This window comes from Paraglaciecola arctica (genome assembly GCF_018861065.1).
GTDB lineage: Bacteria > Pseudomonadota > Gammaproteobacteria > Enterobacterales > Alteromonadaceae > Paraglaciecola > Paraglaciecola arctica_B.
The window spans coordinates 86,902-98,020 of record NZ_JAHKQO010000015.1 but is presented as its reverse complement, the minus strand read 5'-3'; the positions used below and the strand labels follow the sequence as shown (position 1 = coordinate 98,020).

14 protein-coding genes are annotated in these 11,119 nt (G+C 40.7%); 1 reads left to right on the top strand and 13 read right to left on the bottom strand.

The window, feature by feature from the left end; genetic code table 11:
- Window positions 1-10: 10 nt before the first annotated feature.
- From KO534_RS05110 to yceD, 13 genes are all read right to left on the bottom strand, one after another.
- A complete protein-coding gene (locus tag KO534_RS05110) occupies window positions 11-784 on the bottom strand; it encodes a TatD family hydrolase (RefSeq protein ID WP_215928025.1) in 774 nt (257 codons plus the stop codon).
- Window positions 785-814: 30 nt separating this feature from the next.
- Window positions 815-1,702, bottom strand: coding sequence for a DNA polymerase III subunit delta' (gene holB, locus KO534_RS05105; RefSeq protein WP_215928023.1), 888 nt, complete (start codon window positions 1,700-1,702; stop codon window positions 815-817).
- The gene (tmk, locus tag KO534_RS05100) at window positions 1,703-2,332 is read right to left on the bottom strand and encodes a dTMP kinase (RefSeq protein WP_215928021.1); all 630 of its coding nucleotides are present in this window, start codon (window positions 2,330-2,332) and stop codon (window positions 1,703-1,705) included.
- Between the two features lie 11 nt (window positions 2,333-2,343).
- A complete protein-coding gene (gene mltG, locus KO534_RS05095) occupies window positions 2,344-3,339 on the bottom strand; it encodes an endolytic transglycosylase MltG (RefSeq protein ID WP_215928019.1) in 996 nt (331 codons plus the stop codon).
- Window positions 3,336-4,181 carry an aminodeoxychorismate lyase gene (gene pabC, locus KO534_RS05090; protein ID WP_215928017.1) on the bottom strand — a complete coding sequence of 282 codons (846 nt, stop codon included), beginning with the start codon at window positions 4,179-4,181 and terminating at the stop codon, window positions 3,336-3,338. The genes mltG and pabC overlap by 4 nt, the downstream gene beginning before the upstream one ends.
- Before the next feature lie 48 nt (window positions 4,182-4,229).
- On the bottom strand, window positions 4,230-5,480 hold the full coding sequence (gene fabF / locus KO534_RS05085) for a beta-ketoacyl-ACP synthase II (protein ID WP_215928015.1): 1,251 nt from the start codon (window positions 5,478-5,480) through the stop codon (window positions 4,230-4,232).
- Window positions 5,481-5,555: 75 nt separating this feature from the next.
- Window positions 5,556-5,795, bottom strand: coding sequence for an acyl carrier protein (gene acpP, locus KO534_RS05080; protein ID WP_007620501.1), 240 nt, complete (start codon window positions 5,793-5,795; stop codon window positions 5,556-5,558).
- Window positions 5,796-5,964: 169 nt separating this feature from the next.
- Complete coding sequence (fabG, locus tag KO534_RS05075; RefSeq protein WP_215928012.1) at window positions 5,965-6,702, bottom strand: 3-oxoacyl-ACP reductase FabG; 738 nt, start codon at window positions 6,700-6,702, stop codon at window positions 5,965-5,967.
- 31 nt (window positions 6,703-6,733) lie between these two features.
- On the bottom strand, window positions 6,734-7,660 hold the full coding sequence (gene fabD, locus KO534_RS05070; RefSeq protein WP_215928009.1) for an ACP S-malonyltransferase: 927 nt from the start codon (window positions 7,658-7,660) through the stop codon (window positions 6,734-6,736).
- Window positions 7,661-7,683: 23 nt separating this feature from the next.
- The gene (locus KO534_RS05065; protein ID WP_215928006.1) at window positions 7,684-8,643 is read right to left on the bottom strand and encodes a beta-ketoacyl-ACP synthase III; all 960 of its coding nucleotides are present in this window, start codon (window positions 8,641-8,643) and stop codon (window positions 7,684-7,686) included.
- A 3-nt stretch (window positions 8,644-8,646) separates the two neighbouring features.
- Complete coding sequence (gene plsX, locus KO534_RS05060; protein WP_215928004.1) at window positions 8,647-9,672, bottom strand: phosphate acyltransferase PlsX; 1,026 nt, start codon at window positions 9,670-9,672, stop codon at window positions 8,647-8,649.
- A 16-nt stretch (window positions 9,673-9,688) separates the two neighbouring features.
- The gene (gene rpmF, locus KO534_RS05055; protein ID WP_215927992.1) at window positions 9,689-9,859 is read right to left on the bottom strand and encodes a 50S ribosomal protein L32; all 171 of its coding nucleotides are present in this window, start codon (window positions 9,857-9,859) and stop codon (window positions 9,689-9,691) included.
- A 10-nt stretch (window positions 9,860-9,869) separates the two neighbouring features.
- Window positions 9,870-10,397, bottom strand: coding sequence for a 23S rRNA accumulation protein YceD (yceD, locus tag KO534_RS05050; protein ID WP_215927990.1), 528 nt, complete (start codon window positions 10,395-10,397; stop codon window positions 9,870-9,872).
- 120 nt (window positions 10,398-10,517) lie between these two features.
- On the opposite strand from yceD, the gene KO534_RS05045 reads away from it, so the two are divergent.
- On the top strand, window positions 10,518-11,117 hold the full coding sequence (locus tag KO534_RS05045; protein ID WP_215927988.1) for a Maf family protein: 600 nt from the start codon (window positions 10,518-10,520) through the stop codon (window positions 11,115-11,117).
- Window positions 11,118-11,119 lie beyond the last annotated feature (2 nt).

Here is an 11,119-nt window from a genome sequence, read left to right as displayed (position 1 = left end):
TTCACACACGTTAATTTACTTTACGAACATCAAATAATGTATAAAAATTAGCGGTTGTTATCTGTGCTAGTTCTTCAACTGAAATACCTTTTAGTTCTGCAATAAATTCCCCTACTTCACGAACAAAACCAGGCTGATTTGGTTGACCTCTGTATGGTACAGGCGCTAACCAAGGTGAGTCTGTTTCTATCAAGAGTTTATCTAGTGGTATTTTTTTGACTACTTCTTGTAACTCGGTCGCAGTTTTAAACGTGACTATGCCAGATATGGAAATATACATACCAATCTCTATCGCTGCCTTCGCCATTTCCCAGCTTTCGGTAAAGCAATGCAACACCCCTTTAGTGGCCAAGGCTTTGTGCTCTTTTAGTAGCTCAATGGTGTCTTCTCGTGCATCGCGAGTATGAATAATCAATGGCTTATTTAGCTTATTTGCTACTTTAATATGGTCAACAAAGGAGTTTATTTGTACCGTTTTTGTTTCTGCGCTATAAAAATAGTCTAATCCAGTTTCACCTATAGCGATTACCTCTTCGCTATCCGCCATGTGTAGAAGCTCTTCATAACTACAGGCATCTTCCTGATGTAATGGATGCACACCACAAGAAACAGATACGTCATCAAATTCTTTTACACTGTCTAACATTGCAGGAAAATCTTTAACAGACACCGACACACACAAAAAGTGTTCTACACCGCGATTTCTAGCAAATTTGAGTACTAAAGCAAGTTCTTCAGGGGTTTTATCTAATCGATCTAAGTGGCAATGTGAATCAACAAACACGTTATTTTTTCCAATATTAAAGAGTTAGGTTTAGGCTGCGTTTACTAGGGCGAGTTTATCTAATAATTGGGTTAACACTAATATTTTATTCACCCCAGGATTGCGTAATTGTTTTATGGCTCTCGCCGCTTGCTGATTTAATTCCCAAACGGTATCAGGTAGAAGCTCTGAACATTGCTGCCTTGCCCAATACTGTGTCCATTTTACCACTTTATCAGCGTTATCTTGCCAATCTGAAGCAAGTTGTAAGGCGCTCACTTGTTGTTGTAATAGCTGCCCCACTCCTACGCTATAGATATCGAAAGTAAAACTTTGTTCTTCTTGTAATTCAGCAAGTAAAGCCAATGGCCGGGTACTGAATAGTTTCGCTAAATTAGTATCGACTTCAGCATTAGTTTGGTTTTGCACCCATGCCATAGTGGTTTGTAAATTGGGCAATGGTAAGGCTAATTTTTCACAGCGACTTCTAATGGTAGCCAATACTCGCTCAGGTTTCTCAGTTGTGAGTATTAAAAACGTATTCGCAGTTGGCTCTTCTAAGGTTTTTAATAACGCATTAGCACTCGACTCAGTCATAGTGTGGGCGCTGTAGATAATTAGTACTTTCGCCCCAGACATATGGGCAGAACCGACTAATTTTTTAATCGCATCACGTATTTGGTCTACGCCTATTTGTTTATCAGATTCTACTATATGTAAATCCGGGTGATTGCTAGCAACATTTAACAAACAGGACTGACATCGGCCACAGACTTTTTCTCCTTGTCTCGAATGACATAAAAGTAATTGAGCTAATTCCAATGCGAACTTAGCTTTACCTAGTCCAGAAGGCCCCTGTAACAGCAGCGCATGATGCAGTTTATCTGCCGCCATCCTGACACTCAATTGTTGAAACGAGTCTTCTAGCCAAGGTAACACTTAACACTCCAAAAATTGTTTGATAGCTGATGCGACGTCATCATGCACTTCCTGCATGCTTTGCATGGTGTTAATCACTACACAATTAGGATCTTGTTGTGCCAAAAGTAAATAACGTTCTCTCGTGCGTTCAAAAAAACTTAAACCCTCTAATTCTATACGGTCAAGCTCACCGCGACCTTTGGCTCGCTTTAATCCTTCTTTGGGTTCAACATCTAAATATAAGGTAAAATCAGGTCTAAAATTCTTTAGGGTTATATTTCTGAGGCTCTCAATCATAGATTGTTCAATCTGACGACCACCGCCTTGATAAGCCTGAGAAGACATATCGTGTCTGTCCCCCAAAACCCAGTTACCTTGCTGTAAATTAGGCAAAATAATGTTTTGCACCAATTGCGCTCGTGCGGCATACATTAACAATAGCTCTGCTTCAACCGTAACCTTTTCGTCTTTCCAGTCATGTTTAACAACATCTCTAATTGCTTCAGCCATAGCGGTGCCACCCGGCTCTCGGGTATTAATCACTGTATGACCTGCAGCCTGAATCGTGTCTGACAAGATTGCTACGGCACTACTTTTACCGGCGCCTTCTAAACCTTCAATAACAACGAACTTACCTGGTGATTGCAACTGGAACTCTCTTATTTCTTTAATTGATATTGACGTACGGCAAGGTTGTGCTCTTGTAACGTAGTGGAAAATTTGTGACTTCCATCTCCTTTCGATACAAAGTACAAGTCATCGGTTACCATAGGATTAAATGCAGCATCTATTGCCAACTTACTCGGCATAGCAATAGGTGTAGGTGGTAACCCTTTAATTACATAGGTATTGTAGGGTGTCGGCGTTTTTAAATCTTTACGCCTAATATCTCCGTCAAAGTTATCCCCCATGCCGTAAATAACAGTGGGATCAGTTTGCAATCGCATATTTAGGTTAAGCCTATTAACAAACACCCCTGAAATTCTTGGTCGCTCCTGTGCCACACCTGTTTCTTTCTCGATAATAGAAGCCATGATTAACCCTTCATATGCCGAAGCATAGGGTAAATCTAGTGCGCGATTTTGCCATGCATTATCTAAATATTGCATCATACTTAAATGAGCACGTTTGACTATATCAATCGCCGCAGTTTGCGATACAAAATAATAGGTATCAGGCAACAAATAACCTTCAATAGATTGTTCGGGTAATTGCGAAGTAATTATATCCAGTTGTTGTTTGAAATCGTCGTTAAATTTTATTTGCGGATGAGCCTGCAGCGCTAATAACCATTCCTTCCAATTTAAGCCTTCGATCAAACTTATTGAGAATTGCATTTCTTTGCCAGTCGAAATTAGCTGTAGCAAATCCAAGCCATTCATAGAAGGCCATAATTCGTAGGTGCCAGCTTTGATATTTGCCAACTCTGGAACAAGCTTTAACCTAATTTTGAGGCCCAAGTTATCCTCTAGCACTCCTTGAGTCTTTAGTCGGTTAAGTATACCTTTAGCTGAGTCACCGTTTTTAACTTGAAATACCCTTGTTTCTTTCAAATTGAGTGGCTGGTTTATTTGCTTATCAAAATGCATAACAACGGCAACCAGTGCACAACTGAAAATAATGACCAAAACAGCTAACCATTTTACAATTTTCATCGCACGCTTACCGCTTTACGTTTAATTGCCGCTAAAAGAATTTGTTTTAAGGCAGTAGTTTGTTCTTTCAAGTAACTTTTGTGTTGTTGGTTTAGGGGATTAACCAAACAGGTTACCGGTACAATCGTCATTAAAGAGTTGCAAACGAACAACTCCTGAGCACCAAATAATTCGCGAATGTCGTGATTGACAATATGGCATTCTAGTCCTTGTTGGCGCATTTCAGCGAGAATTTGGTTACGCATAACCCCTTGCACCCCAGATTCAGAAAGGTCTGCCGTAAACCAATGCTTGTCCTTATACCAAAATAGATTAGCAACGGAAGTTTCAATTATGTTTTGTTGAGTATCACACACTACGGCATCGTCAAAATCGCTTTCAAGCAATGCTTGTTTGATGAATACTTGTTCTAAGCGATTTAGGTGTTTAATGCCCGCGAGTAAAGGTTGCTTAGCCAATTGAATAGGACTGACAGTTAATTTAATGCCTATGTTCTGCCATTGCGCATAGTGAGCGGGAATAGGATGTTGGGATATAATATAGTTTGGCTCTAAAGCGCCTTCAGGACTATAACCTCTTCCACCCGCGCCTCGAGTGATCATAACTTTAACTACGCAGGCGGATACACCTTGCAACGAATTGAATATACAAGTCGTCAGCTCTGTCCACTTATTAAACTGAATATTTAGGGTTTTACATGAAAATTTTAGACGTTCTATATGGGCGTCAAAAAACTCAATTTGAGCGTTTCTAAACGCCATAGTAGTAAAGCAGCCGTCGCCATACTGAACCCCCCTGTCTGCTATCGTTATATGTTGTTGCTGCTGTCCATTAACAATCATTTATACTTGCATCTACAACGCTATAAGAGGGTCAATATTACCCAAAACTTAGAGTTTTCCTACTGGTTTTTTAAACAAAAGTGAGCCATTTGTGCCACCAAACCCAAATGAATTACACAACGCGTAATCCATTTGCACGGGTCTAGCGGTATGTGCAACAAAATCAAGATCACAACCTTCGCCGGGATTATCTAAATTAATAGTGGGGGGAGCGATTTGATCACGCAGGGACAAAATCGTAAATATTGCTTCAACTGAACCCGCCGCTCCTAAAAGATGTCCGATCATCGATTTAGTAGAACTTACCAATACACTGTTCGCATGATCACCAAATACTTGTTTTATCGCAGCGACTTCTGCTACATCTCCTGCTTGAGTTGATGTGCCATGCGCGTTTATGTAGCCCACTTCAGACGCCTCAATATTGGCATCGTTAATAGCGTTTACCATTGCAGCGGCTGCACCTTCACCATCTGCTGGCGGTGAAGTCATATGGTAAGCATCACCACTCATTCCAAAACCGACTAATTCAGCATAAATTGTAGCGCCACGAGCGACCGCTGAATCGTAGTCTTCTAACATTACCACACCTGCGCCCTCTCCCATTACGAATCCATCTCGATCTTGGTCCCAGGGCCGGCTCGCCGATTCGGGGTTATCATTTCGTGTAGACAGTGCACGTGCCGCAGCAAAACCTCCAATACCAAGAGCACAAACCGTCGACTCTGCACCACCGGCAATCATAGCGTCAGCATCACCGTACGCTATAGTACGCGCTGCAATCCCAATATTATGTACACCTGTAGTACAGGCGGTGACAACATTAATATTAGGGCCTTTGAGGCCTTCGAAAATAGAAAAAAATCCGGAAATCATATTAGTGATGGTGGCTGGAACAAAAAACGGTGAAATTTTCCGAGGACCTGATTCGAGCATCCTACGATGATTTTCTTCAATTAAACCTAAGCCACCAATTCCTGAGCCTATGGCGACACCAATTCGACCGCAATTTTCCGAAGTAACCTGTAACCCAGAATGTTCTAGGGCTTGTTTACCCGCTGCAATACCCAGTTGGATAAACCTATCCATCTTTTTGGTTTCTTTTTTTGGAATATACTTTTCAATATCAAAATCTTTTACCTCACCAGCAAACTGTGTAGTTAAAGATCCCGAATCAAATGAACTAATAGGTGCAATGCCACTTTTACCAGCAAGAATGTTTTTCCAAGTAGAATCTACAGTATTGCCAACAGGAGAAAGCATGCCAAGACCGGTCACAACAACGCGACGTTTAGACACATTGGCCTCCGCTTATCTAAGAATATTTATTTATTTTTGAAAAAAAACGGTCCGGAGAGGACCGTTTATAATAACTTACGCGTCTTTATTAGCGTTAACGTAGTCAATAGCAGACTGAACAGTAGTAATTTTTTCAGCTTCTTCATCAGGGATTTCAGTATCAAACTCTTCTTCAAGAGCCATTACTAGTTCAACAGTGTCTAATGAATCTGCACCTAAATCATCAACAAATGAAGCTTCTGGCTTTACTTCTTCTTCTTTAACACCAAGTTGCTCAATGACGATTTTTTTTACACGTTCTTCGATAGTACTCATAATTCTAGTTTTCCTTTAAGTCGCTAGATATAAATTTGCGAGTAGTGTATTCAGCTAAGTGACCCCTTGCAAGCAACAGTATCAACTTTTTATCTGGTCTAACCACTCGCCGATTAGAAAATTTTTATTCGTTTAATAAAGAATCAATATTTGAAAACTCTATCATACTTTACCCCATATACATGCCGCCATTGACGTGTATCGTTTCTCCAGTGATATATGCAGCCTCATCACTGGCCAAAAAACCAACAGTCGCCGCTATTTCTCTTGGGTCACCTAAGCGATTTGCTGGAATATCCTTAAATATACTTTCTTTTTGGTCATCAGTTAATGCTTTTGTCATATCAGTATCAATAAAACCTGGTGCAACCACGTTGACTGTTATGCCTCTAGAAGCCACCTCACGAGCCATAGACTTGCTAAACCCTATTACTCCAGCTTTTGCAGCAGCGTAATTTGCTTGCCCAGCATTACCGGTTGAGCCTACTACTGAACCTATATTTATAATACGGCCTTTGCGTTTTTTCATCATACCCCGCAACACCGCTTTTGACATTTTAAAAATAGAGGTCAGATTAGTGTCCATAATGCTTTGCCACTCATCGTCTTTCATACGCATCAATAGATTATCACGAGTAATGCCAGCATTATTAACCAGTATATCGACTCCGCCGTGTTTCTCAGTGATCTCAGCTAACAAGGTTTGCATTGAATCAGGATCCGCAACATTGAGTACTTTTCCTTCACCAGCACCTTGTAAATAATCACTGATTGCAATCGCACCTTTTTCCGATGTTGCAGTACCGATAACAGTCGCACCATCAGCAACCAAGCGTTCAGCGACCGCTCTACCGATACCTCTACTGGCACCCGTAATTAAAGCAACACTACCATTTAAATTAGCCATATATTCTCTCTACACACAATATTTAAAGTAATTAAATCAACGAATTAATAGAGTCTACAGTATTGATCGCCGTACAACTTAGGCGTTTATCAATTCGCTTAGTTAACCCTGTTAACACTTTTCCAGGACCCACTTCTAAAAGCGCTTCCACTTCAAGCTCTGCTAATTTAGTCACGGTTTCCGTCCATCTAACTGGACTATATAATTGTTCGACCAACGCTTGTTTGATAGCAATGGGATCATCTGGATAGGCTACATCGACGTTATTAACGACAGGCACATTAGGCGCATTGAACTGTATATCTTTTAGCAAAATAGCTATCTTATCTGCAGCAGGTTTCATCAAATCACAATGTGACGGTACGCTTACCGCTAGCGGTAATGCTCTTTTTGCCCCTTGTTCTTTACATAAATTAGCTGCCACCTCTGCAGCACCTTTATTGCCCGCGATTACAACTTGTCCAGGTGAATTAAAGTTTACCGCAGCAATGACCTCTGAGGTTTCATTTTGCGCTTGTTTACAACTAGCGACTACTTTATCGTCATCTAATCCTATTATTGCATACATAGCACCAACGCCCGCGGGAACGGCCTGCTGCATAAATTGTCCACGAGCCTCAACTAACTTAAGGGCATCGGCAAAATCTATCACTCCAGCACAAACAAGAGCAGAATATTCTCCTAAGCTATGCCCTGCCATAAATGCAGGTAAACTCTGTTGCTTCTCCATTAACAGTTTATAAATCGCGTAACTCGCAGTTAAAATTGCAGGTTGCGTAATATGGGTTTGATTAAGTTTTTCTTCATTGTTTTGAATGATATCCCATAAATCATAACCCAACACGTCACTAGCGTGCCCAAACGTGTTTTGTATAACTGTATATTCGGCAGCTAAATCATTCAACATACCTAAAGTCTGGGATCCTTGACCTGGAAAAACCCATGCTTGTTTACTCATAATTAATTCTCTAAAAATAAATTCTAATATCGTACTAGAGCGGATGCCCAAGCAAAACCACCACCAAAAGCTTCTAAAAGAAGATTTTGCCCACGTTGAATTCTACCATCTCGGATAGCGGTATCTAACGCAGTAGGAACGGTTGCAGCAGAGGTGTTACCATACTGCGCAAGCGTTATAACCACTTGTTCAAGTGGCATTTCCAATTTTTTTGCTGTTGCCTTAATGATGCGAAAGTTGGCTTGGTGAGGGACTAACCAATCTAAATCAGATTTTTGCATGTTATTGGAGGCTAAAGTTTGTTCAACCACTTCACTTAACTTAGTTACAGCGACTTTAAACACTTCGTTACCTTTCATACTGCCCCAATTTTCAAACACTGACTTTTCGTCACCATGTTGTGGATTGCCGATAGTTAATAAATCGCCATATGAACCGGCCGCGTGAATATGAGTGGATAAAATACCTGGTTCTTCACTCGCTTCTATAATAGTGGCCCCTGCGGCGTCACCAAATAATATGACCATAGTGCGATCATCAGGGCTAATCATACGACTTAAGCAATCTGTTCCCACAACCAATATGCGCTTGGCCATGCCACTTTTTATATACTGATCGGCCACACTCAGAGCATAACAATACCCAGCGCAAGCAGCAGCAATATCGAATGCAGGTATACCATCAACATCTAACAACTTTTGAATTTCACAAGCGGTGCTAGGCAATGCATAACGACCACTAGTAGTGGCACAAACAATCATATCCAAAGATTTTGCATCAATATCAGCCGCTTCTAAGGCTTTTTTAGTGGCTTCAAAGCCCATAGTTGCCGCCGTTTCATGCTCGGCAATAATCCGCCTCTCTTTGATTCCTGTACGATCAGTAATCCATTCGTCAGATGTATCAACCATCAGCGATAAGTCTGCATTGGTTCTGATTTCTGTTGGATAGTAACTACCTGTGCCTATTATTCTGGAATTCATTTATCAGTGACGCTCCATTAAAACATCTTCAATTTTATCTTTTATTCTGTCCGGAACCTGCATTTCAACCTGTTGAATGGCCTCTCGGATCGCATACAAAAAAGCCTCTGACGAGGCGTTACCATGGCTTTTAACCACAATTCCGCGCAATCCTATCAGACTAGCGCCGTTATACTGGTCGGGTTTCATATGTAAATAGATACCACGGAAAAAAGGTATGGCTATTTTGGCAACAATTTTTGAAATCCAATTTTTTTGTGATGCTTTTTTTACTTCCTGAATAATAAAATTGACTAAACCTTCCCAAGATTTCAAAGCAATATTACCGACAAAACCATCAGTGACTATTACATCTGCATTTTTAGAGAAGATATCGTTTCCTTCAACGTAACCGATATAATTGATGTTATTGGATTCACTTAATAACTTTGCAGCATGTTTTACCCTGTCATTACCTTTTATTTCTTCAGACCCTACGTTTAACAATGCGACTTTGGGCTGTTTAATATGGCCGATTTGCTGAGCCAGCACGGCCCCCATTACTGCGTACTGGAACAGTATCTCAGAATCACAATTAACGTTGGCGCCCAGATCCAGAAAATACACTTTGCCATTATTAATAGTGGGTACAAGAGTAACAAGTGCTGGGCGATCTATACCCGGTAAGGTTTTTAGTACGTAGTAGGCCATACTGAGTAGAGCACCAGTATTGCCGCTACTGACGCAGGCATCTGCTTCTTTGTTTGCAATTAAATCTAACATACGCCGCATTGATGAATTTTTTTTGTGACGTAACGCATGGGCAGGAGCCTCATCCATAGCAACGGATTCTGGGCAATCTGATAAGGTGATTCTGTTTTGGATTTCTGGTAGTTGTTTGTTTATCCATTGAGACATAAGCGCCAAAGGACCACAAAATATAAAATCTAAATCAGGGTTTTCTTGGAGTGCTGTCAAAGCAGCGGGGAAAATAATATGGGGGCCGTGATCGCCCCCCATGATATCTAACGCTAAGGTTAGACGACTCAAAGTTCAGTCTCTTAAATTAAAGAGATAAAACTTTTTTGCCTTTGTAGTAACCATCAGCGGTCACGTGATGACGAACATGCGTCTCACCTGACGTTGAATCTACAGACAAAGTCGCAGAACCAAGTGCATCGTGTGAACGACGCATTCCACGTCTTGAACGAGCTTTTTTACTCTTCTGTACAGCCATTACTTTACTCCTAGTCTCGCTTAAGTTCTTTCAAAACCGCGAACGGGTTTGGACGTTCATCGGCCGGTTCAATTTTTCCGAAACTCATTTTATCACGCTTTTGTTTGCAATCCTCCTCTGCATGAAGGGCTACAATCGGCAATGATAAAATCAATTCGTCTTCAAGAATTTGAAATAAATTGATTTCTCCTTGGTCATCGACCTCTACCGGTTCGTAAACATCCGGTAACTCATCTTCGACTTCTTCTTTAGCACTCTGCACGGGGCTAAAGCAAAAAGACACATCCACAGGATGTTCGAAGACTTCATTACATCTCTCACAGATAAGTGACGTTGAACATGCCAAATGACCTTTAAAATAAGTAAGACCCTGCTCGTCTTTAGCAAACCTTATTTCAACGTCAACTTCTTTGGCAACATCAGCAACTGATCCAAGTAACCTAGGCATCTCAGACGACAAAATTACACCCCGATAGTCGGACCGTAAAGTGGCGCTTTTAACTGGGTCTACCATATTGGGTAGTTTCACTTTCTGCATAGCGCGCGCATATTATAGTTTCAGCGCAGTTTAGTCAAAGAAAAAATCATAGTTAATGACACCTAGCCCTGCATTTTATATGCTTTGGCAAATATTCTTAAACAGCACTAAGCATCGTCTATGAAAATTATTTTGGCTTCAAGTTCCCCATATCGCCAATTGATCTTGCAAAAGCTCCAAATCCCCTTCTCATGTATCGCTCCTAATATTGATGAATCAGCTGTAAATAACGAATCAATCTCTGATCAAGTCGCTCGCCTAGCAAAAATTAAAGCGCTTGCTGTGGCTGCAGGCATTTCAGAACTTGATAGTTATATAATTGGTTCCGATCAATTGGCGAGTTTTAATGGTCAAGTGTTAGGTAAACCCGGTGATTTTGCTACCGCTAAACAACAACTGTTAATGTTTAGTGGACAAACCGTTAGGTTTTTTACTGGATTATGCTTAGTTCACTCGGCTAACAATAAAGTGTCGCAACTCGTGGAAACGTTTGACGTAACATTCAAAACTCTCACCGAAAGTCAAATTTCCACCTATCTAAAGATTGAACAACCTTATGACTGTGCTGGCAGTTTTAAATGTGAAGGTTTAGGAATTGCGCTATTTGATTCTTTAACGGGTCGAGATCCAAATACCTTAGTAGGTTTGCCTCTCATCGCACTAATGGAACTATTTAGCACCATGTCGATTGATTTATTTGAATTTATGCAACAAAACTAATA